General features: G+C 64.5%; 21 protein-coding genes. 18 read left to right on the top strand and 3 right to left on the bottom strand.

Annotation, left to right across the window (positions count from 1 at the left end):
* The first annotated feature begins 34 nt into the window (after window positions 1-34).
* From K1X41_RS06995 to K1X41_RS06945, 11 genes are all read left to right on the top strand, one after another.
* Window positions 35-478, top strand: a complete 444-nt coding sequence (locus K1X41_RS06995) for a TadE family type IV pilus minor pilin (RefSeq protein ID WP_220175669.1) — start codon at window positions 35-37, stop codon at window positions 476-478.
* Window positions 475-1266, top strand: coding sequence for a M23 family metallopeptidase (locus K1X41_RS06990; RefSeq protein WP_220175668.1), 792 nt, complete (start codon window positions 475-477; stop codon window positions 1264-1266). The genes K1X41_RS06995 and K1X41_RS06990 overlap by 4 nt, the downstream gene beginning before the upstream one ends.
* 181 nt (window positions 1267-1447) lie before the next feature.
* Window positions 1448-4285 (top strand): type I DNA topoisomerase, encoded by a 2838-nt coding sequence (gene topA, locus K1X41_RS06985; protein ID WP_220175667.1) that lies wholly within the window; start codon window positions 1448-1450, stop codon window positions 4283-4285.
* Window positions 4286-4321: 36 nt separating this feature from the next.
* Entirely contained in the window at window positions 4322-5116 is a 795-nt protein-coding gene (tmk, locus tag K1X41_RS06980; protein WP_220175798.1) for a dTMP kinase, read from the top strand.
* Window positions 5117-5282: 166 nt separating this feature from the next.
* Window positions 5283-6002 (top strand): GntR family transcriptional regulator, encoded by a 720-nt coding sequence (locus K1X41_RS06975; protein ID WP_220175666.1) that lies wholly within the window; start codon window positions 5283-5285, stop codon window positions 6000-6002.
* Between the two features lie 184 nt (window positions 6003-6186).
* Window positions 6187-6819: a class II aldolase/adducin family protein gene (locus K1X41_RS06970; RefSeq protein WP_132206725.1), complete on the top strand. Its 633-nt coding sequence runs from the start codon at window positions 6187-6189 to the stop codon at window positions 6817-6819.
* Window positions 6820-7111: 292 nt separating this feature from the next.
* Window positions 7112-8110 carry a siderophore ABC transporter substrate-binding protein gene (locus K1X41_RS06965; protein WP_243642988.1) on the top strand — a complete coding sequence of 333 codons (999 nt, stop codon included), beginning with the start codon at window positions 7112-7114 and terminating at the stop codon, window positions 8108-8110.
* Entirely contained in the window at window positions 8107-9102 is a 996-nt protein-coding gene (locus K1X41_RS06960) for an ABC transporter permease (protein WP_220175665.1), read from the top strand. Before K1X41_RS06965 ends, K1X41_RS06960 begins: the two co-directional genes overlap by 4 nt.
* Entirely contained in the window at window positions 9095-10123 is a 1029-nt protein-coding gene (locus K1X41_RS06955; RefSeq protein WP_220175664.1) for an iron chelate uptake ABC transporter family permease subunit, read from the top strand. Before K1X41_RS06960 ends, K1X41_RS06955 begins: the two co-directional genes overlap by 8 nt.
* A complete protein-coding gene (locus K1X41_RS06950) occupies window positions 10120-10881 on the top strand; it encodes an iron ABC transporter ATP-binding protein (RefSeq protein ID WP_132206727.1) in 762 nt (253 codons plus the stop codon). Before K1X41_RS06955 ends, K1X41_RS06950 begins: the two co-directional genes overlap by 4 nt.
* 67 nt (window positions 10882-10948) lie before the next feature.
* Window positions 10949-11767 (top strand): serine hydrolase domain-containing protein, encoded by an 819-nt coding sequence (locus tag K1X41_RS06945; RefSeq protein ID WP_133617275.1) that lies wholly within the window; start codon window positions 10949-10951, stop codon window positions 11765-11767.
* Between the two features lie 39 nt (window positions 11768-11806).
* Here K1X41_RS06945 and K1X41_RS06940 read toward each other — a convergent pair whose 3' ends face one another.
* A complete protein-coding gene (locus K1X41_RS06940) occupies window positions 11807-13165 on the bottom strand; it encodes a helix-turn-helix domain-containing protein (RefSeq protein WP_220175663.1) in 1359 nt (452 codons plus the stop codon).
* Between K1X41_RS06940 and K1X41_RS06935 the strand changes: the two genes are divergently transcribed.
* Complete coding sequence (locus K1X41_RS06935; RefSeq protein ID WP_220175881.1) at window positions 13124-13276, top strand: hypothetical protein; 153 nt, start codon at window positions 13124-13126, stop codon at window positions 13274-13276. The two genes, K1X41_RS06940 and K1X41_RS06935, sit on opposite strands and share 42 nt — an antisense overlap.
* 16 nt (window positions 13277-13292) lie before the next feature.
* Here K1X41_RS06935 and K1X41_RS06930 read toward each other — a convergent pair whose 3' ends face one another.
* Window positions 13293-14522, bottom strand: a complete 1230-nt coding sequence (locus K1X41_RS06930; protein WP_220175662.1) for a flavin monoamine oxidase family protein — start codon at window positions 14520-14522, stop codon at window positions 13293-13295.
* Between the two features lie 304 nt (window positions 14523-14826).
* Here K1X41_RS06930 and K1X41_RS06925 point away from each other — a divergent pair, with 304 nt between their 5' ends.
* Genes K1X41_RS06925 through K1X41_RS06910 form a run of 4 tightly spaced genes read left to right on the top strand, consistent with a single transcriptional unit; the run spans window position 14827 to window position 18885 of the window.
* Window positions 14827-15990: an extracellular solute-binding protein gene (locus K1X41_RS06925; protein ID WP_243736101.1), complete on the top strand. Its 1164-nt coding sequence runs from the start codon at window positions 14827-14829 to the stop codon at window positions 15988-15990.
* A gap of 5 nt (window positions 15991-15995) precedes the next feature.
* A complete protein-coding gene (locus K1X41_RS06920; RefSeq protein WP_132206731.1) occupies window positions 15996-16913 on the top strand; it encodes an ABC transporter permease in 918 nt (305 codons plus the stop codon).
* Window positions 16913-17698 carry an ABC transporter permease gene (locus K1X41_RS06915; protein ID WP_132206732.1) on the top strand — a complete coding sequence of 262 codons (786 nt, stop codon included), beginning with the start codon at window positions 16913-16915 and terminating at the stop codon, window positions 17696-17698. The genes K1X41_RS06920 and K1X41_RS06915 overlap by 1 nt, the downstream gene beginning before the upstream one ends.
* A gap of 5 nt (window positions 17699-17703) precedes the next feature.
* Window positions 17704-18885 carry an ABC transporter ATP-binding protein gene (locus tag K1X41_RS06910; RefSeq protein ID WP_220175661.1) on the top strand — a complete coding sequence of 394 codons (1182 nt, stop codon included), beginning with the start codon at window positions 17704-17706 and terminating at the stop codon, window positions 18883-18885.
* 123 nt (window positions 18886-19008) lie between these two features.
* On the opposite strand, the gene K1X41_RS06905 is transcribed toward K1X41_RS06910, so the two are convergent.
* The gene (locus K1X41_RS06905) at window positions 19009-20415 is read right to left on the bottom strand and encodes an MFS transporter (RefSeq protein WP_208107923.1); all 1407 of its coding nucleotides are present in this window, start codon (window positions 20413-20415) and stop codon (window positions 19009-19011) included.
* Between the two features lie 348 nt (window positions 20416-20763).
* On the opposite strand from K1X41_RS06905, the gene K1X41_RS06900 reads away from it, so the two are divergent.
* Complete coding sequence (locus K1X41_RS06900; RefSeq protein ID WP_220175660.1) at window positions 20764-21348, top strand: helix-turn-helix domain-containing protein; 585 nt, start codon at window positions 20764-20766, stop codon at window positions 21346-21348.
* 99 nt (window positions 21349-21447) lie between these two features.
* Window positions 21448-22563: an ABC transporter substrate-binding protein gene (locus K1X41_RS06895; protein ID WP_133617279.1), complete on the top strand. Its 1116-nt coding sequence runs from the start codon at window positions 21448-21450 to the stop codon at window positions 22561-22563.
* Window positions 22564-22565 lie beyond the last annotated feature (2 nt).

Raw genomic sequence — 22565 nt, 5'->3', positions numbered from 1 at the left:
CTGGGCGCGCTTCTGTGCGGAGGAGCGCGGGACAGTGACCGCGGAGTTCGCGATCGTGCTGCCCGTAGTGGTTGCGGTGCTCGGCCTCGTGATCGGTGCGGTCACGCTCGCGGCCCACCGGATCACCCTCGTTTCGCTCGCGGGAGAGGTCGCGCGTCTCGAAGCACGCGGAGACACAGATGCAGCGCGTGTGCGGCTCGCCAATCTGAGTGCAGGCACGGAGATTACCCGCGACACGCGGGCCGGGCTCCACTGCGTCGAATTGCGAGCTGCGCCCATGAGTGGCCTCCTCGGCGGAATCACCATTGGTGCCGAATCGTGCGCTGCGCGTTCCGGCGCTGGTGCGGTCACAGCCGCTGTTGCCAACATCTCAGGCGCTGGCGCTGGCGCTGGCGCTGGCGCTGGGGAAGGATCGGGGTCCAGTCCCGAAAGTTCCGCCACCACCCGTGCGAGCGAATCTGCCGGGGCTCACTCATGAGCGCCTCGGTAGTGGCGGCGTGCGCGGCCGCCGCAGTCATCCTGGGTCTCCCCGTTGTGGCGGCTGCGGCTCAGCTCGAGGGGAGGCACCGGGTGGCGGTCACAGCGGATGCCGCGGCGCTCGCCGCAGCGGACGCCGCGACCGGGTGGATCGACGCCGATCCGTGCACGGTGGCTGGCGAGGTCGCAGCGGGAGCAGGGGCCGAACTCGTCTCCTGCGTCGTCACTCAAAGCACTGGCGAGGCGCGAGTCGTCATTGCGCGAGGCACGGCCGCGCTCCGTGCCGAGGGGCGTGCCCGAGCTGGCCCCGTGCCGTTGCCGCCAGGGGACGACAGCGCCGCTGGGGAGTCAGGGTGGGTGTGGCCAGCAGCAACGAGGGAAGTGTCCCAGGGCTTGCACGATGGTCTGGCAATCGACCTCAGCGTTCCAGCCGGGGCTGAGCTCACTTCGCCTCGCGCTGGCGTCGTGGTCTTTGCCGGGCAGGACGGGGGGGGAATTCCTGAACCGTGCCGAGCGAATCCCGGCTGGTGGCGCGGCCCAAACGTCACGGTCGTCGTGCGCCACAGCGTCGCCGGGCAGGCGATCTACAGTTCGCACAACCACGTCGCCCCCGGATCTCCCGAACGGTTGGGCATCCGCGCAGGCAGCCTGGTCGGACCAGGCCAGGCCGTAGCGCTTTCCGGGATGAGCGGCTGCACCTCAGGTCCGCACACTCATTTCACGCTGTCCTCGACCCCGACGAATACACACCCAGATCTCAACCCGTTTGAATACCTCGGACCGCCGTGAGAAGCGCGGCTGAGAGGGGGTGCGTCTGGCTCCGCACAGGCGGGCAGCATAATAGAGAGGAGAACCTCAGGTCCGATTCGATGGTGGTTTCTCACTCGAGACTGTGTATCGTGTCGAGGCAGAACCCTGAGGGCAATGGCGGGTCCGCCCAGCGCGAGCTCGAAGTAATGAAGGAGACCCCGTGGCGGGTACGAAAAAATTGGTAATCGTCGAGTCGCCGACCAAGGCGAAGACGATCGGTGGCTATTTGGGCGATGACTATGAAGTCATCGCGTCTGTGGGGCACGTTCGTGACCTCGCCGAACCCTCAGAGCTGCCCGCCGAGCTGAAGAAGGGCCCCTTTGGGCGCTTCGCCGTCGACGTCGAGAACGACTTCGCGCCCTACTACGTCGTAAATGACAACAAGAAGAAAACCGTCGCCGAGCTCAAGCGAGCTCTGAAAGATGCCGACGAACTCTGGCTCGCAACTGATGAGGACCGCGAGGGAGAAGCCATCGCGTGGCACCTGCTTGAGGTGCTAAAGCCCAAGGTGCCTGTCCGCCGCATGGTGTTCCATGAGATCACCAAGGACGCGATCGAGCAGGCCAAGCAGAACACCCGCGATCTCGACACCGCACTCGTCGACGCACAAGAAACTCGCCGCATCCTTGACCGGCTGTACGGCTACGACATTTCACCCGTGCTGTGGCGAAAGGTCGCTCCCAAGCTCTCGGCTGGTCGCGTGCAGTCTGCTGCGACCCGTCTGGTTGTTGACCGTGAGCGTGAGCGCCAGGCCTTCAACGCGGCGGAGTACTGGGATCTCAGCGCCTCGTTCCACCCGAGCGCTGATGCGCCGGACCCCACGGCGTTCACCGCCCGTCTCGTGCGGCTCGACGGCCAACGCCTCGCGACCGGTGGCGATTTCGGCGACGACGGGAAGCTCACCCCGCGTGCGATCAAGGCTGGTTCGGTGCCGCTCGAGCAGCAGCGGGCCGAACAGCTCGCGGCCCTGCTGACCCCGCAGGCCGTTGCCACCGTGCGTTCGGTCGAGACGAAGCCACACACGCGGCGCCCCGCGGCCCCGTTCACCACCTCGACACTGCAGCAGGAAGCGTCCCGCAAGCTCCGCTACAGCTCCCGCCAGACGATGTCGTTCGCGCAGTCGCTCTACGAAAACGGCTACATCACATATATGCGTACCGACTCGCCCACGCTTTCGCAGCAGGCGATTCAGGCGGCCCGTACCCAGGCCTCCGAGCTCTATGGTGCTCAGACGCTGCCTGAGAAGCCGCGCGTGTACACGGGCAAGGCAAAGGGTGCGCAGGAAGCCCACGAAGCTATCCGCCCCGCCGGGGATATCTTCCAGCGTCCCACGGAGCTGAAAGGCAAGCTCTCCCAGGGCGAGCACGCGCTCTACGACCTGATCTGGAAGCGCACCGTCGCCAGCCAGATGGCGGACGCGAAGGGATCCACCGACACGGTGACGCTCGAGGCGAGCGTCACCGAGAGCGATCGCACGGCCCCGACTACGGCGGAGTTCACCGCGAGCGGCACCGTGATCACGTTCCCCGGCTTCCTTCTCGCGTACGAAGAGGGCCGCGATGAAAAGCGCGGCGACACTGAGCAGAACGTCTCGCTGCCGCAGCTCTCGTCCGGCCAGAGCCTTGACGTCACCGACCCGGAGGCGAAAGGGCACGAGACGAGCCCGCCCCCGCGCTACACCGAGGCAAGCCTCACGAAACGCCTCGAAGAGCTCGGGATCGGCCGTCCGTCGACCTATGCCGCGATCATCAGCACGATCATGGACCGGGGATACGTCACGAAGAAGGGGCAGGCGCTTGTTCCAAGCTGGATCGCCTTCTCGGTCGTGCGGCTCCTGGAAGAGCACTTCTCAGCGCTCGTGAACTACGACTTCACGGCCGAGATGGAGAACGACCTCGACCGCATCGCCTCCGGCGAAGCGGATCGCAGCAAATGGCTCGGTGAGTTCTACTTCGGCACCGACAGCCACCCCGGCCTGCGCGGCGTGGTCGACAACCTCGGGGAAATCGACGCGCGCGCGATCAATACGATCCGGATCGATGATCAGATCTCGCTCCGCAACGGCAAGTACGGCCCGTATCTCGAAGTGTTCGATGAGAAGAGCGAAGTCGGCGATGATGGTGTGCTGAAGCCGCGCGCCGTGAACATCCCAGACGGCCTCGCGCCTGATGAGCTGACCCCGGCGAAGGCGCATGAGCTCGCCGAAGCTGAACCAGCAGAGGACCGCGTGGTCGGCCTGCACCCCAGCACAGGCAAACGGGTCATTGCGAAGAACGGCCGCTTTGGACCCTACGTGTCCGAACTGCCCGACGAGGGCGAAGAGCTGCCGAAGGGGCAGAAGCCGCGCACTGCGTCACTGTTCAAGAGCATGGACCCGGCAACGGTGGATCTCGACACCGCGATCGCGCTGCTCGAGTTGCCCCGCGTCGTGGGCGTCGACCCTGAGTCGAATGCCGAGATCACCGCCCAGAACGGGCGGTATGGCCCGTACCTGAAGAAGGGCACGGATACCCGTTCGCTCACGAGCGAAGAAGCGATCTTCTCCATCGACCTCGCGGGGGCGCAGGAACTGTTCGCCCAGCCGAAGTATGGCGCCCGCAAAGCCTCCAGCGCGCTGAAAGAGTTTGACGCCGACCCCGTGAGTGGCAAGCCAGTCAAGGTGCGTGACGGGCGCTTCGGGCCCTACGTCACTGACGGCGAAACGAACGCGACCATTCCGCGCGGAGACTCCGTCGACGACATAACGTTCGAGCGTGCGATCGAGCTCCTCGCCATCAAGCGTGCGAAGGGGCCGGCCAAGAAGAAGGCACCCGCAAAGAAAGCTGCGGCGAAAAAGCCGGCCGCGAAGAAGACGCCTGCCAAGAAAGCTGCAGCGAAGAAGACGACCGCGAAGTCGGCGGAGAAAACCGTTGATCCTGTGCGTTCGGCAGCGGCCAAGAAGGCAGCCGCCACACGAGCAGCGAAGAAAGCGGCAGCCGAGGCCGCACTCGCGGAGTAGCGCGTGAGCGACACTGTGGCGACGAACCCAACGGCCCTGCACGCAGCCCCCGCGCAGGGCGCAGCGGAACAGCCCTCGAACGGGATCTTCATCACGTTCGAGGGCGGGGACGGTGCTGGGAAGACGACGCAGGCCGAACTGCTGAGCGCGTGGTTCATTGCGCAAGGCCGAGAGGTTGTGCGCACTCGCGAGCCGGGCGGCACTCCGCTCGGCGTCGAAGTGCGCAGACTGCTCTTGCACGGCGGCGACGAAATCGGCGCGGTCGATCCGCGCGCCGAAGCGCTGCTCTACGCCGCGGACCGCGCGCAGCATGTCGCAACCGTGGTGCGGCCGGCCCTTGCCCGAGGCGCGATCGTGGTGCAAGACCGCTACATCGACTCCTCGCTCGCCTACCAGGGAGCCGGTCGTGTGCTGGATGTCGCCGAAGTACGCGGGCTGAGCGAGTGGGCCGTAGAGGGCCTCTGGCCAACGCTCACGGTGCTGCTCGATCTGGACCCGACACTCGCGGCCGAGCGCCGCACCGCGCGTGGCGGCACCGCAGATCGGCTCGAAGCCGAGGCGGAGACCTTCCACCGTGCCGTGCGTGACGGTTTCCTCGCCCTCGCTGACGCAGAACCGGAGCGCTACCTCGTGCTCGACGCCGCCCTCCCATTTGGCGAGCTTCACGCGGCGATCGCGGCCCGTGTCTCGCTCCTCACGAACCTGACCGGAGCAAAACAGCACGGCGCCTCTGCCTCTGCCGATGGTGTTGGAGCCGGTGCCAGCGATGGCACCGACGGCGGCACCAGCTTAGACATCATCGCTCCGGCTCAGTCGGCTGACGAGTCGTAGCCCACGTCACCCAGTCACACCGCGCACGTCACACCGCGCAGCAGCACGGAGTCCGTGTTGACAGACAACGCCGGGAGCGACGTCACGCATCTGGAGCGCTCCCAATGTCCTAGACTGAGTACACCGATTGAAGGGCGAGATTGCCCGCACATGAAGGAGGGTGGGCATGGCGAGGCCAGGTTCGCGCGTTGCGCTCGTCGCAGATGGCTTGCGTGATGCGATTCGCTCCGAGGAGTTCTGCGAGGGAGCTCGTCTCCCCACCGAAGCCCAGATCGCAACCCGTTTTGGGGTATCCAGGCCAACGGTTCGCGCCGCACTGCGCGAGCTCGAAACGATCGCCCTCGTGCACACCCAACACGGTGTCGGCACCTTCGTGACCGAGCGTCCGGCGATTACTGCGGGGCTCGAACGACTCGACTCCATTACCGAGTCAATCCGCAGCACTGGTCGCGAACCAGGGATGGTCTACAAGGGGAGAGTCATTCGACCTCTCCTGCCGGATGAAGCGGAGAAGCTGGGTCTCTCGGGAGATGCCCACGCGCTGGAATTGCGACGCACGATCCTCGCTGACGGCGAAGTGGTTGCCTACTCCTATGACCTCATGCCGCTTGGAGTCTTCCCTGAGGGCGCAGACCCGGAAACGGTCGACGGCTCCCTGTTCTCGTATCTGCGCGATAATCGCGATCTGCACCCGCACTACGCCGTCGCCGAGGTGCACGCGGTGCAATCGGATGGCATCGGCTGGGATGTTGCCGGCGGTGGGCGCACAGCCCTGTATGTGCTCCTTGATCAGGTGCACTTCGAGCGCTCTGGCCGGCCTCTCCTGTACTCGCGGACCTACTTCCTCGAGGGGCGCTACGCCTTCACGATCCGCCGCGCGGGGTAGCGCGCCGAACAGCGATCCTCGACCGACGTCCGCTCCTGCGCAGGCGAGTCCCGCGGTTGTTTGACAACAGAGGACCGCTGGGCGGAGAATTGTGAGCGATTCGCGCCGGCCCAGCGCCTGCGAAGCGTGACGGTCGTGAGGTACTCCAACGCCCGCGCGAGTGGCACATGGAAAGAAGAAGCACATGTTGAATACGCACGAGGGCGCAGCTGCTGCCCTGGAGCTCTCCGAGTTGGGCGCTGACGCAGTACGTCGCGGTCTCGTGCTCGCCAGCGGCGGCAACCTGTCTGCTCGCCTCGACGATGAGCACTTTATTGTCACCGGGTCTGGCACCTGGCTGGACCGGCTACGGCCCGGGGACTTCTCCGTGATGCATCTCGACGGCACCGTGGTCTCCGGAAACCCCAAGCCTTCGAGCGAGTGGAAGCTACATCAGCGCGCATACCGGGCGCGTCCCGATGTGAACACTGTGATTCACCTCCATCCGCAGCACGCGGTGCTGCTTGCATCGCTCGGCATTGAGATCCGGTTGATCACCCTCGACCACGCGTTCTACGTCGGGTCAATCGGCGTCACTCCGTTCTATCCAAACGGTTCCGACGAGCTTGCGGACACCGCGGCTGCGCAGCTTTCCGACCATGACTGTGTCGTGATGCAGCACCACGGCTGCACGGTCGTCGGCGACTCGATCGAAATGACCTATCGGCGCGCGATGAACCTGGAGGACGCTGCGAAAGCGACCGCCCTCGCTCGGCAGCTGGGCGATACAGAAACACGTTTCCCCGCTGAGCACGGGCCCGATCTGCACCACGCGTAGGAACTATTCGCTCGGCGCTGCTCGCTCGGCGCTGCTCGCTCGGCGCTGCTGGCCCTCACTGCCGCACCCGCCAGGTTTGCCCCGCCGCAGGTGCGACACGCCCTGTGTGCCGGGAACACTTCGAGGTCAGCGCGGCTTTTTGCGGCCCGGGTTGAACATCTGATGAATGTAAGCATAGGCTGAGGTGTACGCCGCTTGCCGTCTTCCTGGACTGCGCAGCGGCTCGTCCCTCGCACTGTCGCGTCCCCGCAAGACAGTGCTTTTCCCATGCCCATCGACCAGAGGATCCCCCGTGTCACTTCGATCGACCCGCATCTCCGCAGCAGCAGCACTCGCCATGGGCGCTGCGCTGCTGCTCTCCTCCTGCGCGTCAAGCGCGCCAGCCGAGGAGCAGGCTGCCGAGCAGTCAACTTCCACCACGATCACCTTCACCGACAACCACGGTGAAGTTGAGATGCAGTCGAACCCGAAGCGCGTCGTTGCGCTCGACAACCGCGCGTTTGAAACGCTGAGCGAATGGGATGTCCCGCTCGTGGCCGCGCCGAAGGGGCTGATGGGGGATGGCCTGTGGCCCGTCTACACCGACGATGCAGACGTTGCGGATGTTGGCACCCACCGTGAGCCCAACCTCGAGGCCGTCGTCGCCGCGGAGCCGGATCTCATCATCGGCGGCTACCGATTCAGCGACTCCTACGACGACCTCGTGGCGCAGAACCCGAACGCGACGGTGATCGAGCTCGCCGCACGTGACGATAAAGACGTGTTCGAAGAACTCAAGCGCGAGACCACCATCCTGGGGCAGATCTTTGGCCGCGAGGATGACGCTGAGGCGCTGAACGAGGAACTCGACACCGCGATCGCTGGTGCCAAAGACGCCTACAACGGTACGGACAGTGTGATGGGCCTGATCACGTCGGGCGGCAAGATCGAGTTCGCGGCCGCAGGCACCGGTCGCAGCGTCGGCCCCGTGTTCCCAGCGCTCGGACTCACGCCAGCGATCGACCGTGCGGCTGAAGATACGTCGCACGGCGACGACATCAGCGTCGAAGCGATCGCCGCGTCGAACCCGGAGTGGATCATCGTGCTTGATCGCGACGCGTCGTTCGCTGACCCGGAGCCCGGATCCGTGCCGGCCGACGAGCTGATCGCTGGCTCCGAAGCGCTGGCAAACGTGCCCGCCGTCCAGAAGGATCAGATCATCTACCTCGACCCGACCTTCTACCTCACGGAAGATATCCAGGCGTACACCGGACTCTTCGAGCAGATCAAGGCGGCATTCGCGGCAGCGTGACCTCTCGCAATGCTGTCGTCGCACCTGGCCGCACCGCTGTGGCCAAGCGCGGCCGTGGGCCGTGGCCGCTGGTTGCAGCGGCCACGCTCGTGGTCGCGCTGATTGTCGTTTCACTCACGGTCGGCGTCTACGATCTCCGTGCTCAGGAGTTCGGCTCCGAGATGTCCTGGATCACGCGGGTCCCCCGAACGCTCGCACTCGTGCTCGCGGGCGCGGCGATGGCCACGAGCGGCTTGGTGATGCAGATGCTGACGCAGAACCGATTCGTTGACGCCACGACCTCCGGCACGACCGAGTGGGCGGCGCTCGGCCTGTTAGTCACCGTGCTGCTGTTCCCGGCAGCCACCCTCGCCACGCGTATGGTCGCAGCCAGCTGCGCCGCGTTCATCGGAGCGATGCTCTTCATGACGATCCTGCGTCGGATCCCGATCCGCACCATGCTTGTTGTCCCGCTGATCGGGATCATGCTCGGTGCGGTCGTGAGTGCCGTGACGACCTATCTCGCCGTGCAGTTCAACATGCTGCAGATGGTGGGCACCTGGTTCATGGGGAGCTTCACCGCCGTGGTGCGCGGTCGCTACGAAGTGCTGTGGGTTGTCGCGATCGTGACCCTGCTGGTGTTCGTGCTCGCCGATCGGATCACGGTCGCGGGCCTCGGCAAAGACGTGGCCACGAGTGTCGGCGTGCGCTACGACCTGATCCTGATCGCGGGAACCGCGCTTGTGGCAGTTGCGGCCGGTGTCACGACTGTCGTGGTCGGATTCCTTCCGTTCTTGGGTCTCGTCGTACCGAACGTGGTTTCGATGATTCGCGGTGACAACGTGCGCAGCAACCTCCCGTGGGTGTGCTGTGGTGGCATCGCCCTCGTGATCGTGTGCGACCTGATTGGCCGCACGATCAGGATGCCGTTCGAGATCCCCGTGTCGATGGTGCTCGGCCTTGTCGGATCTGTCGTGTTCATCACCCTGCTCCTGAGGCAGCGCCGTGGCTAGTATCGTCCGTCTCGCCGACACTGGCTTGCCCCCGCTGGCTCCCGCTCCGCGCCTCGGGTGGGTGACGCGCGCGCTGCCGATCGTCGTGGTGTTCGCACTGGCGCTGGTGCTCGCGATCCTGATCCTGAGCTATGGCAACCCGGCACCGTTCGGGAGCTCCGGGTATTGGACGATTGTGCGAAGCCGCTCGGGGTCCCTTGCGACAATCGCCCTGGTGGCGGTGTGCCAGGCTGTCGCCACGGTGCTGTTTCACACGGCGACGTCGAACCGGATCCTGACCCCGTCAATCCTTGGTTTCGATGCGCTCTACGTGCTCACCCAGACCGCGCTCGTCTTCGCTTTCGGCACGGCAGCCACGGGACTCGAGGGCATCCCCAAGATCCTCGCCCAGAGCGGACTCATGGTGCTGTTCGCCACGGTGCTCTACGGCTGGCTGTTCTCCGGTCGCCGCGCGAATCTTCACCTGCTCCTGCTGGTCGGCATTGTGCTCGGAATGGGCTTCGGCTCGGTCTCGACATTCATGCAGCGGCTGCTGACGCCGAGTGAATTTGACGTGCTCTCGGCACGACTCTTTGGCAGTATCGGCAAGGCGAACCTCGACTATCTGCCGTTCGCAGCGGCGTTCGTGGCGCTGATCCTCATCTTCGTGTGGCGCAGACGCAGGCGCTACGACGTGATCGCGCTCGGGCGTGATGTCGCCGTCGGGCTTGGCCTGAACTACCGACGAGAGGTCGTAACGATCCTCGTGCTTGTCGCGGTGCTCGTTTCGGTCTCAGCAACGATGGTGGGGCCGATGACCTTTTACGGTTTCCTCGTCGCAACGCTCGCGTACCAGTTTGCGCGCGGGGATCGCCACGCGGAGATCCTGCCGCTCGCTATTGGAATCGGGCTCGTAGCACTGCTGGGCGCCACATTCGTCCTCAAGCATGTGTTCGCAGCGGCAGGGCTCGTGACGGTGATCATCGAGTTCATCGGTGGCCTCCTCTTCTTGATCGTGATCCTCAGAAAGGGCATGCGGTGATCGAACTCAGCGCCGTCGATAAACACTACGGCGGGACTCGGGTGCTCGGCCCGATCAACCTCGCGATCGAGAGCGGCGGCGTGACCGCACTCATCGGCCCGAATGGTGCAGGGAAGTCGACGATGCTCACCATCATCGGTCGTCTGCTCGACGCCGACAGTGGACAGGTCACCGTTGGCGGGCTTGACGTCCGCACGGCGAAGCCGCGGGATCTCGCCAGGGTGGTATCGATTCTGAAACAGGAAAACCACTTCATGGCGCGGCTCACCGTGCGGCAGCTGGTGACCTTCGGCCGTTTTCCGCACTCGGCCGGGCGGCTCACGGCCACCGACGAGCGCGCAATCCACGCCGCCATTGCATTTCTTGATCTCGCTGGGATGGAGGATCGCTTCATCGATGAGCTCTCCGGCGGCCAGCGCCAGCGCGCGTTCGTCGCGATGGTGCTCGCGCAAGACACGGACTATGTGCTGCTCGACGAGCCGCTCACCGGTCTTGACATGCGGCACGCCGTCGCGATGATGGGGCAGGTGCGAGCCGCCGCAGATGCGCTCGGCAAAACAGTCATTCTCGTGATCCACGATGTGAACTTCGCAGCAGCCTATGCAGACCGAATCGTCGCGCTCGCCGACGGTCAGGTGGTCGCGTCTGGAACGCCTGAGGAGATCATCACGCCCGAGGTGCTGGAGCGCGTGTTCGAAACTCCGGTCGACGTGCTTGAGCACGGCGGACGCAGGCTCGCGGTCTACTACCGACCATAGTTGCTGGCACGGCCGGATCCGGGTGCGTGTGAACCAGCTACGCAGCTATCCGGAGTAGCGTTGAGACATGCAGAGTCTCAGCACCATCGATTCCTGGCCAGTACCACACGCCGCCACCGCGGTGATCGCGCGGGACGGACGCATTCTCGGTCAACACGGCGAGCAGGACCGCGAGTTCGCGCTCGCCTCGGTCACGAAACTGCTGAGCGCTGCTGCGATCCTGCTCGCCGTTGAGGAGGGTGCGCTTGAACTTGATGATCCCGCTGGCCCTGACGGCGCGACAGTGCGCCACCTGCTTGCACACGCCTCAGGGCTCGACTTCTCGGAGGACCTGATCCGGGCTCGCCCTGGTCACCGTCGGGTGTACTCCAACCTCGGCATCAACGTGCTCGCAGAGACGTTTACTGAGCGCGCTGGGATGGCATTTGATGAGTACCTCCGCGAGGGGATCCTCGAGCCGCTTGGCATGACGGCAACCAGGCTTGAAGGACCGCCTGCAGCGGGTGGCATCTCGACGGTCGCCGATCTCTCCCGCTTCGCCGCGGAGCTCCAAGCTCCGCACGTGCTGCACCCGGACACGATCGCGCTGGCCACAACCGTCGCGTTCCCCGGGCTCGACGGTGTGCTGCCAGGCTTCGGCAGACAACATCCCAACGACTGGGGTCTCGGATTTGAGATCCGCGGGAGCAAGCACCCGCACTGGACCGGGAGTCGCAATAGTCCGCAGACGTACGGCCACTTCGGGCAGGCCGGGACCTTCCTCTGGGTCGATCCCGTTGCAGAGGTAGCCTGCGTCGCCCTCACTGATCGAAACTTCGGCGCGTGGTCTGCCGAGGCGTGGCCCGTGTTCTCGGACGCGATTCTGGCCGAGCTCGCGGGGGAGTAGCGCGGCCTGCAGACGTCGCACCGGGGAAGCACCGCGGGGCTAGGGTGCTGTTGCGGCGTCGCCGGCCTCAGGGGGCGGATCGCTCGGCGCGAGATCCCCACAGCCGATCGCGGCTTGCACCGCGAGCCAGCACTCGGCAGTGTCTTCCATCGACGACAGGTCGCGCCCGATAATTTTCTCGATCCGGGAGACGCGCGCGATCAGCGTCTGCCGGTGCACGAATAGGCGCTCTGATGCGCGCACCCAGCTGCGATTCTCTTCGAGGAAGATCCGGAGTGTGTGCGTCAGCGAGGTACCGCGTTGCTCGTCGTAGGTGCGGAGCGGGCCGAGCACTTGGCGCGCAATGCCGCGCAGTTGCTCGGGATCGTTGGGCAGGAATAGAGACGTCGTCTCATGCTCCTCGAAGCGCAGCACACGCCCAGACTGGTGGGCCCGGATCAGTGCGCTGCGTGCCTGGCGCAGCGCAGTGGGAAGCGCGTCGAGTTCGGTGAACATGGCGCTGACGCCGATGCCGGATCGCGTATCCGCGAGCGCAATCAGCAGCGGCTCAACGTCGTCTCGCGCTTCAACGAGCACGAGCACTTGCCCATCCTTGAGCGTGGCGAGTGCGGGCACGCGGCCGGTGCCGAACACTGCGTGCACCTCCTCCAGGGCGGCGCGTGAGTCCGGATGCTGTGAGACCGTGAGCAGGTACGGCGGGTGCACGCCATAGGCTGCGACGAGATGATCAGACGGTGCTGAGGCGACCGATTCGTCGCAGAGATCGCTGAGGAGAAGCGAACCGTGCAACCAGTCGCTGCGGCGTGCAGCGATTTTCACCGCGAGCGCGTTGTCGACGATCCCGGCAGCGTGCTGCAGGAGCGCGCGGTCGATCGGGCCCGCGTGCGCGAATTGCAGCTCTGGTTCACCGGGAGAGAGCAGCGGGACCGCCCAGATCCCGGCGGCCAGCTGGCGCAGCGCACCCGGCCCGCTCTCTGCGCTGCGCGGGTGCAGGCTGAGATCAGCGCGTAGGATCCGACCCAGCTCGTCGAGGAGCGCGTCGATGCCGTCGTCGACGTCGTGTTCCCCGAGGGCGGCGTACATTCGCTCAGTCTGCTGCACCCGTGCGGCATACTCTTGCTGCGCGGCAGCGGCCACCGCTTTGGCAAGCGCAACGAACCGCACCGCGTGGGCCGTTTCGAGCACTGGGAACCCGAGCCGCGTTGCGTGCGCGAGCGCCTCCGGGGTGAATGGGTGCGCTGGCATCTCCGCGTCGATGGCGACGGCCGCGATTCCCGCGGCGTGCATCCCCGAGAGGTACACGCACTGCGCGGCGGTGCCCTCGGGGACGCCGAGGCCGGTGGTCATGACGAGTGCGTGATCGCCCAGCCACTGCCAGGGTTCGGCAAGCTCACACACGTGTGCCCACTCGATCTGCCGTTCCTCACCGATGCCGGGGTGAGCGAAACGGTCTCGAGCTCGGTGAGTTCGAGGAGCGACCTGACGGAGAAGGTCATGGCATCAGCATAGGCGAGGGCTGGACACGTCAGCCCGCCAGGACCCGGGTCAGCGCGGAAGCGGCGCGATAGCCGGATGCCACCGCTCCTGACAGGGATTGAGCCAAGCCCGTGTGCTCGCCGGCGATGGCGACGCGGCCCGCCGCGCTCTCGAATACGGCAGCGTCCGCCGCGGTCCACTCAAGTGTCGGAGCCGTGTATGAGCCGCGCGCCCACGGGTCGTCGGCCCAGGTCGTGAGGAGCACGTCTCCGGCGATCTCAAGTTCGGGGCGCATGGCACGCAGCGCCGCAACCCAAGCCGCGGATCCGGCCGTCACGTCAAGCGCGTCAAGCGCGAACGGCCCGCCAGCGAACGAGGAGAGGGCGTTGATCCGGTGTTCACCGTCGACGCTGAGGGAGCGCCACGACCACCAGGTGTGGTCCGGATTCTGAAGCGCGATATCGTCGTCGACCCGTGAGAGCGGAACACCGAGCTTGGCCGCGACGCCCATGAACCGGTGATCCAGCGCGAGTTGCTGCGCTTCGGGGAGCGCGAATCCAAGCTCCAACTCGCGCAGCAGCGGGAGCGGCACAGACACCACTGCGGCGTCAGCGTCGAGCCGTGTGCCGTCGCTCAGCGTCACCTGCACCCCGGCTGCGGTCTGGTCAACGGCGGAGACCGGGTGTTCGAGCCGCACTCGATCCCCGAGTCGCTTGGCCAGTTCGAGCGACAGTGCCTGGTTGCCGCCGACAAAGCGCCCGCCGTCCTCAATGTAGCCGTTGACCGTTGCGGATTCGTGCAGCAGCACCGCTTCAGCGCTCACACGCTCTGGATCCGCCGCCGCCGACGTCGTGGTGCGCCGGTACACCGGATCCAAGCGATACTCACTCCCCAGTGCCGTCGCGAACGCCCGCTCAAGTGAGACGTTCGTTTCACCATCCGCGAGCATCTGTGCGAGCGTTGCACGCACCTGCTCGCTCGTGGCTTCCAGCTCTGCGGAGGAGATCACGCGCCCGTTCACAGTGCGCCTGCCATAGCGAACGTTGTGCGACATGATCGGCACTCCCACCTCGGCCGACAGCTGCCGAATGGGGAACTCCGTGGGGAAGATGTACTCGCCACCGCGCTCGGTGACCTCGCCGTTGGGGAGCCGCTGCGACCAGGTACGCCCGCCGACGCGATTGCGCGACTCAAGCACAGTGCAGCTGTGGCCGGCCTTGCTGAGCTCCCAGGCAGCCGTGAGGCCCGAGAGTCCTGCTCCAACGACGATGACGTCCATGCACGTTCCTCCTTGAACAAGCTTGCTGTGTCGCTCCCATCGTAGGGATCGCTGCCGGGATCGGTGCACCAGATGCCGATCCGTGACATGAAAACTTATGTTCGTACACCCGCCCACGTCGGCGGTGTACGAAGCTATGAAAAACACCGCACCCGGTAACGAAGAAGTAACAGGGAGGGGGGCTGGGGGCCGAAGCGCTGCTAGCTTCAGGGTCTGCCGGGACACTGTGCAAACGCTCGTACGCGGACCGCTCACCGGCACACACCGATCATGAGGACCACGATCACAACGAAGTGAGGAACACATGTCCACTCCCAGAACACGCCAGGCCCGCGGCTCACGCCAGGGCCGCACCACCCCGTTCGCCCGCCGCGGGCTCGCGCTCGCCGCAGGAACTGCCGCACTCGCTCTGACGCTCGTCGGCTGCGCGGGCGGCGGCGAAGCCGCGCCGGCCCCCGAACGCGATCTTGGAACTCCTGTCGCGGGAGAGATCAAGGCTGGCGCACTTGACGGTGTGACACTCACCTTTGCCGGCTCGGGTGGCGTCTTCCAGGACGGCCAGAAGGCCGCGCTGTGGGATCCGTTCGCGAAGGCTTCTGGCGCGACGATGAACCAGGACGCGTTCGACGCTGGCAAGTTGAAGGCCATGGTCGACAGCGGAAACGTCAGCTGGGATGTCGTCAACACGACACAGTTCGACACGGCGCGTGGATGCGGGACCCTGTACGAAAAGTACGACTACTCGCAGATCGATATTTCGAAGATCCCCGAGGGCACCATCACCGATGAGTGCATGGTCCCCCAGATCCTCTACGGCCTGGTCGTCGTGTACAACACCGACAAGTTTGGCGACAACCCTCCGACGAGCGCGGCCGACTTCTTCGACACGGAGAAGTTCCCGGGCAAGCGCACGGTCAGCCAATCGACCTATGTTGATCCGCAGACTGTCGAGTTTGCGCTCACCGCGCAGGGCAAAGATGTCAAGAATCTCAAGCCCGAGGACATCGAAGGCGCGTTCGACATGTACAAGGATCTCGGCGACAACGTGATCGGCTGGACCACTGGCGCAGCTGCGCAGCAGCAGCTCGAGTCTGGCGAGGCAGTGATGGGCCTCGTGTGGTCGGGCCGCGGCTACGGCGCGGCCTCGGCTGGTGCACCGGTCGCCCCGATGTGGGACCAGTGGATGATCATGGTTGATTCCAATGGCATCCCGAAGGGGGTGAAAGACCCGCAGGCGGCGTTCGCTGCGGTGAACTACTCGCTCGGCGCTGAGCAGCAGGCGAAGATGACCGAGGAAACGTCCTACGGCGGGGTGAACATCGACGCGAAGCCGAAGATGGACGAGCAGTTGACCGAGTGGATGACCACCGAGCATCTCGACACTGGCATCGCACCCAACGTCGACTTCTGGGTTGAGAACTACGACGCTCTCGCGGCCGCGTGGGCCGGCTGGGCGACGGGTAACTGATCGACATGACTGACCATTCCGTCACCGAGGGCGACGCGTCAACACGCGCAATCGCCCTCGGTGCGGACCCGGGAAACAAGAAGGCGAGCGGGCCGAAGAACTGGCGCCCGTTGCTCCTGTTGATCCCCGCGTTCGTGATCGTTTCCCTGTTCTTCCTCGCACCCCTCGTCGACGTGTTTATCCGGTCGGTGACTGATCCGCAGCCGGGCATGCAGAACTACGTCTGGCTGTTCACGACCGAGGCGAACCTCACTGTGGTGCTGCGTACCTTCGGCACGGCGATACTGGTCACGATTGTGTGCCTGGTGCTCGCATACCCGTATGCCTATCTGATGACTGTCGTTTCGGATCGCACACGCAACATGATGCAGCTGTTCATCATGATGCCACTGTGGACCTCGATCCTGGTCCGCACGCTTGCATGGATGGTGTTGTTGCAGGACACTGGCCCGATCAACGGCCTGCTCGCCGCATGGTTCGGGATCGGACCGATTCCGCTGATCCGCACCACCTTCGGCGTCGCGCTCGGAATGAGCCAGGTGCTGCTGCCGTTTATGGTGCTGCCGCTGTATTCGTCGATGGCGAAGATCGACAAGCGGTTGCTCCCTGCGGCTTCGAACCTCGGCGCGAACCCGATCACCGCATTCTTCACGGTGTACCTGCCGCTGTCGAAGCCTGGCATCTTCTCGGGGGGCGTGACCGTGTTCATTCTCGGACTCGGCTTCTACATCATCCCTGCCCTGCTCGGCTCGTCGAAGGAGATCATGATCTCGGCGATGATCCAGCAGCAAATCAGCGTGTTCCTGATGTGGGGCCAGGGCACCGCGCTCGGGATCTTCCTGCTCGTGTGTACGGTGCTGATCCTTGTGGTGGTCTCACGTCTCAATAAGGGCGGAAGTCTCTTCCCGGGGGTGAGCCGCTGATGACCTTCAAGCGTGTACTCGGCGTCTTCGCCGTGTTGATCGTCCTGTGGCTGATCCTGCCGACGCTCGTGATCATCCCGATGTCGTTCAACGAGGCACCGTCGTTCAACTTCCCGCCGAAGGGATTCTCAACGCGCTGGTATGAGAACTTCTTCACGGACCCCAGCTGGATCAAGGCGCTGGTGTCTTCGTTGCAGGTTGCGGTGCTGACCATGCTTGTGGCCACCGCGGTGGGGGTGCTGGCGGCACTCGGGCTCTCCAAGGTCCGGTTCCGCGGCAAGGGGCTGCTGGAGGGATACTTCCTGTTGCCGCTTATCGTGCCGGGTATTGTGCTCGCGGTCGGCCTGTACTCCCTGTTCCTCAGGATGAATCTGCTGGGCACCCTGCCCGGCTTCATCCTGGCGCACACGATTGTGGCGATGCCGCTCGTGATCACCAACGTGATGGCCTCGCTGCAGGGACTTGATCCGCGTCTCGAACAGGCCTCGGCCTCGCTGGGGGCCGGGCGGGTGCGCACCTTTTTCAGTATTACGCTGCCGCTCATCGCGCCGGGTGTGACCGCCGGAGCGCTGTTCGCGTTCGTCACCTCCTTCGACGAGGTGATCCTGTCACTGTTCATTCAGAGCCCGTCACTGCAAACCCTGCCAGTGAAGATCTTCAACAGTGTGACCCAGACCAATGACCCGACGGTGGCCGCGGTTGCGGTGATCACGATGCTGACCTCGGTTATCGTGATGCTGATCGCCCAGTTCGCCACGCGCAAGAGAAAGCGACCGGTAGCGTGAACGCTATGACTCACAATGACATCCCGGTGCCCGAAGGGCATGAGGCGGAGCTCCGCTCGGAGGGACTGAACACCCAGGCGATCCATCAGATCGGCGATGCGGGCATCAGCCTGAGCCAGGTGACCAAGCGGTACGGAGACAGCACCGTCGTTGACGAGATCGATCTCGTCATCGAGCCGGGGGAGTTCATGACCTTCCTCGGCCCCTCAGGGTCGGGCAAGACCACGACCCTGAACATGATCGCCGGCTTCACCTCTGTCACGGAGGGGCTGCTGCACATCTACGGGAAGCCCGTCGCGAAGCTGCCGCCGCACAAGCGCGACATCGGCATGGTGTTCCAGAACTACGCGCTGTTCCCGCACAAGACCGTCGCGGAGAACATCGCGTATCCGCTGCAGCGCCGCAAACTGTCGAAGGCCGTGCAGCAACAGAAAGTGGCGACTGCGCTGTCCATGGTGCGGATGGGTGAGTTCGGGGATCGCTTCCCGTCCGAGCTCTCAGGTGGGCAGCAGCAGCGTGTCGCACTCGCCCGTGCGCTCGTGTACGAACCGCGTGTGCTGCTGATGGACGAGCCACTCGGCGCGCTCGACAAGAAGCTGCGCGAGTGGCTGCAGACCGAGATCAAGCGCATCCACCGCGAGGTCGGCTCCACGTTCGTGTATGTGACACACGATCAGGAAGAAGCCCTGTCGATGTCTGACCGCATCGCGGTCTTCAACAACGGCAGGATCGAGCAGGTCGGTACATCGGAGGATCTCTACGAGGCACCGCAGACCCTGTTCGTCGGCCGCTTCCTGGGCGAGTCGACGGTGCTGCTCGGCAAAGGATCGAAGGTGGGCGAGCGCCAGACTGCCATCGATGTTGCTGGCCACCAAGTTGTCGCTGATGGGCAGAGCATCCACGAGGATCTCGCGATCCTGATCCGCCCGGAAAACCTGCGGCTCGAGGCTGCCGGTACGACGCGCAGTGATACGCAGAATGCGATCCCGGTCACCATTCTCGATGTGACCTACCTCGGCGCTTCGCGGCGCTACTCGGTACGGCTGCCCGATGGGAGCGAGGGCGCTGTGCGGCTGGGGCAGGACGCCCGGATCCACAACCGCGGCGACGAGGTGAGCATGATGTGGGACATCTCCTCTGGGGTGCTGCTCGTCGATACCGGCGAAGCGGGGGAGTCCGCGACGTAGAGGCGTGCGCCGCCATCCACGCGTCGGAGACGCCTGGATACACGTGGGGCGTTGCGAACGAGTCAATCGTTCGCAACGCCCCACGTGCGTGCTCGTGCCGAAGCAAGATGCCGGACAGGCGAGCTAGGAGTCCATGTCGATGTTCTTCGTCTCCGGCGTGAGGATCAGCGCGATGAGTGTGAGAACTGCCGCGCCGGTGAGATAGAGCCCAACGTAGACGGGGCTGCCGTCCGCGAGGCCCCAGAGTGCGACCGCGATGATTGGCGCGAGTGCTGCACCAAGGATCGACGACACGTTGTACGCGATCGCCGAGCCCGTGTAGCGCACGTTCGTCGGGAACATCTCAGGTAGGAAGGCACCCATGGGGCCGAAGGTGAGGCCCATCAGGGTGAAGCCGAGCGCGAGGAAGAACATCACGAGTGCGGTGCCGCCTCCGAGCAGCGGAACGAATGTGAATCCGAACGCCGCAATAGCGATCGTCACCCAGATCAGCGTGCGCCTGCGCCCGAAACGGTCAGCAAGCGGGCCAGAAACGAGCGTGAAGATGCCGAAGAATACGACGCCGAACACGAGCATCAAGATGAAGTCGTTGTAGGCATACCCAAGGCCAGGCACATAGGCACTGGCATCGAACTCGGTGCCTGCCGCGGCAGCGGCCTGCTCCGCGGCATCGAGGCCCATGCGAGTGCCAAAGGTGAGCGTGTACGAAGTCATCAGGTAGAACAGGACGTATGTCGCGAGCATCGCGAAGGTTCCGAGGATGAGCGCGCGCCAGTGATCGCGCAGCGCGACCGCGAGCGGCATCTTGGTGACTTCCCCTCGCGCCTTGGTGCGCTCGAACGCACTCGACTCCACCAACTTGAGTCGCACCCAGAGGCCGACGATCACCATGACCGCGGAGAACAGGAAGGGGATTCGCCAGCCCCACGAGAGGAACGCCTCAGAAGCGATGCCAGGGTGCTCCGGATCAGCCAGCGCGATGTTGATCCCGAAGAACAGCATGTTCGCGATGATGAAGCCGAGTGGTGCGCCGAGCTGCGGGAATGTGCCGTACCAAGCGCGCTTGCCCTTCGGGGCATTCTCGGTCGCCACGAGCGCGGCCCCCGACCACTCGCCGCCGATCGCGAAACCTTGTGCGAGGCGCATGAGGAGGAGCAGGACAGCAGCCCACGCACCGATCTGTGAGTGCGTCGGCAGCACGCCGATCAGGAACGTCGCGACGCCCATCGTGATCAGCGATGCCACGAGCGTGGTCTTGCGTCCGAGCCGGTCACCCAAGTGGCCGAAGAAGATCGCGCCGACCGGGCGCGCGAGCATCGCTGCTCCGAACGTCGCGAACGAAGCGAGCAGGGCAGTGGTCTCGTTTCCGGTGGGGAAAAACAGGTGCGGAAAGACCAGCACGGCAGCGGTGGCGTAGACGTAGAAATCGTAGAACTCGATCGTGGTGCCAACGAGGCTGGCGAGGATCACGCGAGAGCGGGAGTTGCGCGGGGCCGGAGATTCCGCGACGGAAGCGGGAGTGGTACTCAAGAGAGACTTTCGGGTTGGAGGATGCGCCAGCCCCGCAACGTCGGTGTGGTGAGATGGCTTGCGCCAATGAAAACGTGGTTCCTTTGTGGGATTCCACGGACGATTCTACGCCCCGCTGAGAAGTTGACAGTGCCCGTGACGCCGGATTGCAGTGTCTCAGCGAGCGCTGAGCCGTTTCAGCCGCGGAGCTGACGCGGTGGAATGTCTTGGACAGTTGCATTCCGCACAGCAGGCGGGTACCTTGGGAGCACTCACTGAACACTTTGTTCAGTGAAACGAACAGCGGTGTTCACGATTGCGTCCATAATGGGAAGCGGGAACCTCGCGAAGAAGCGAAGAGGGTTCCGTATGACCGAAGACCAAGAGCTGGGCCGGAGAGTAGCCGAGTTCCGTGAGCTGCGCGGCATGAGCCTGCGGGCACTCGCTCACGCGGCCGGCGTGAGTTCAAGCTTTCTGAGTCAGCTTGAGAACGGACGCACCAACGCTTCGGTTGCGTCTTTGCGCAAGATCGCTGCAGGGCTTGGCGTGACTCCTGCGCACCTCCTTGATGCGTCGAACGGCCATACGCGTGGCGTGCTTCGCGCGGCTGAGCGTCCGACGCTCCCGCTCGATGGTGCTGAGAAATTTGTGATCTCGCAGGAGCCATTGCGCAACCTGGAAATCTACGCGGGGTCCTTCGCGCCCGGCGGCAGCACCGGTCCTGACCTCTACACGCACGGCAATGCACAGGAATTCTTGATCGTGGTGGTCGGCAGCGTCGTCCTTGAACTCGGGGCTGAGCGCTACGTGATGCACAAAGACGACTCGATCGAGTTCTTGAGCTCGGTGCCGCACCGGATCGTGAACGAGTCTGATGGTGACGCCGAGGTGCTCTGGATCAATAGCCCGCCAACTGAAGCCGAAGAGTTTCACCGTTCGGATCAGCCTCACTAATCATCGAGTGCCACGTGCAGGCCCCTCTGCCAGTGCGGAAGATCGCCCCCCCACACCACCATCCCCCCCCATTCCTATCCCCAACGCAAGGAGATCCAGATGACCAACAGAAGGCGCACTACGCTCACCGCTCTTGGTGGGCTCGCACTGGCAGTAACACTCGTTGGCTGCTCGGGCGGCAGCGCACCGGTCGAAGTTGACCTTGGTGACGGCCCGGCAACAGCTGGGACTGTGAAAGCCGATGCGCTCGACGGAGTCACCCTCACACTCGCCTCATGGGGAGGTGTGTTCCAGGAGGGGCAGGTCGAAGCGGCCTCCGTCCCCTTCGCGAAGGAGTCCGGAGCAACGATGCTCGATGACGGACCCACCGAGTATGCAAAGGTGAAAGCGCAGGTCGAGAGCAAGCAGGTGACCTGGGACATCGTTGACAGCGACATCATCTGGGCCGATATGCAGTGTGGTGAAGACGGCCTCTTGATGGACCTCGACACGAGCATCGTCGACGTCTCGAATGTTCCCGAGAACCTTGTGGGTGAGTGCTACGTTCCCGCGATGCAGTACGGCTACGTGATCATGTACAACGCCGACAAGTATGAGACGGCTCCGACGGGCTGGGCTGATTTCTTTGATCTTGAGAAGTTCCCAGGCAAGCGTGGCATTGCCGGCTTTGAAGACATCGGCCCTGGCGTCTACGAGGGCGCCTTGCTCGCAGACGGCGTGAAGGCCGATGAGCTGTACCCCCTCGATATGGATCGCGTCTACTCGAAGCTCGACGATGTTCGAGACAGCTTCATCTACTGGAAAACCGGTGCTGAGTCGCAGCAGATGATCGAGTCTGGCGAGGCCGACATGGCCCTCGTGTGGTCCGGACGCGGCTACGCAGCAGTCGAGAACGGTGCGAACTACAAACCCGTGTGGAACGAAGCGCTCGTGGTCGCAGACGCGCTGAGTGTGCCGAAGAACGCGAAGAACCCGGATGCTGCCTTTGCATACATCAATTACTACCTGGGGGCGAAGCAGCAGGCGACGCTCTCTGAGCTGACCTCCTACTCACCGGTGCACTCCGATGCAAAGCCGGAGCTGACTGACTTGGGCAAGGACTACCTGACTTCCAGCCCTGAGATTGCCGAGCAGATGGTTCCGACCGACGCTGGCTGGTGGGCGAAGAACTACGACACCGAGCTGAACCGCTGGCTCGATTGGATGCAAGGCTAAGC

The organism is Leucobacter luti, assembly GCF_019464495.1.
GTDB classification, from domain to species: domain Bacteria; phylum Actinomycetota; class Actinomycetes; order Actinomycetales; family Microbacteriaceae; genus Leucobacter; species Leucobacter luti_A.
This window is presented reverse-complemented; position numbering and strand designations above follow the sequence as displayed.

What these genes read in the sequence shown, in the direction of transcription:
- K1X41_RS06990 (WP_220175668.1), top strand. Translation starts at nt 475, where the DNA reads ATGAGCGCCTCGGTAGTGGCGGCGTGCGCGGCCGCCGCAGTCATCCTG.
- K1X41_RS06975 (WP_220175666.1), top strand. Translation starts at nt 5,283, where the DNA reads ATGGCGAGGCCAGGTTCGCGCGTTGCGCTCGTCGCAGATGGCTTGCGT.
- K1X41_RS06970 (WP_132206725.1), top strand. Translation starts at nt 6,187, where the DNA reads ATGTTGAATACGCACGAGGGCGCAGCTGCTGCCCTGGAGCTCTCCGAG.
- K1X41_RS06945 (WP_133617275.1), top strand. Translation starts at nt 10,949, where the DNA reads ATGCAGAGTCTCAGCACCATCGATTCCTGGCCAGTACCACACGCCGCC.
- K1X41_RS06930 (WP_220175662.1), bottom strand. Translation starts at nt 14,522, where the DNA reads ATGGACGTCATCGTCGTTGGAGCAGGACTCTCGGGCCTCACGGCTGCC.
- K1X41_RS06925 (WP_243736101.1), top strand. Translation starts at nt 14,827, where the DNA reads ATGTCCACTCCCAGAACACGCCAGGCCCGCGGCTCACGCCAGGGCCGC.
- K1X41_RS06920 (WP_132206731.1), top strand. Translation starts at nt 15,996, where the DNA reads ATGACTGACCATTCCGTCACCGAGGGCGACGCGTCAACACGCGCAATC.
- K1X41_RS06915 (WP_132206732.1), top strand. Translation starts at nt 16,913, where the DNA reads ATGACCTTCAAGCGTGTACTCGGCGTCTTCGCCGTGTTGATCGTCCTG.
- K1X41_RS06910 (WP_220175661.1), top strand. Translation starts at nt 17,704, where the DNA reads ATGACTCACAATGACATCCCGGTGCCCGAAGGGCATGAGGCGGAGCTC.
- K1X41_RS06900 (WP_220175660.1), top strand. Translation starts at nt 20,764, where the DNA reads ATGACCGAAGACCAAGAGCTGGGCCGGAGAGTAGCCGAGTTCCGTGAG.
- K1X41_RS06895 (WP_133617279.1), top strand. Translation starts at nt 21,448, where the DNA reads ATGACCAACAGAAGGCGCACTACGCTCACCGCTCTTGGTGGGCTCGCA.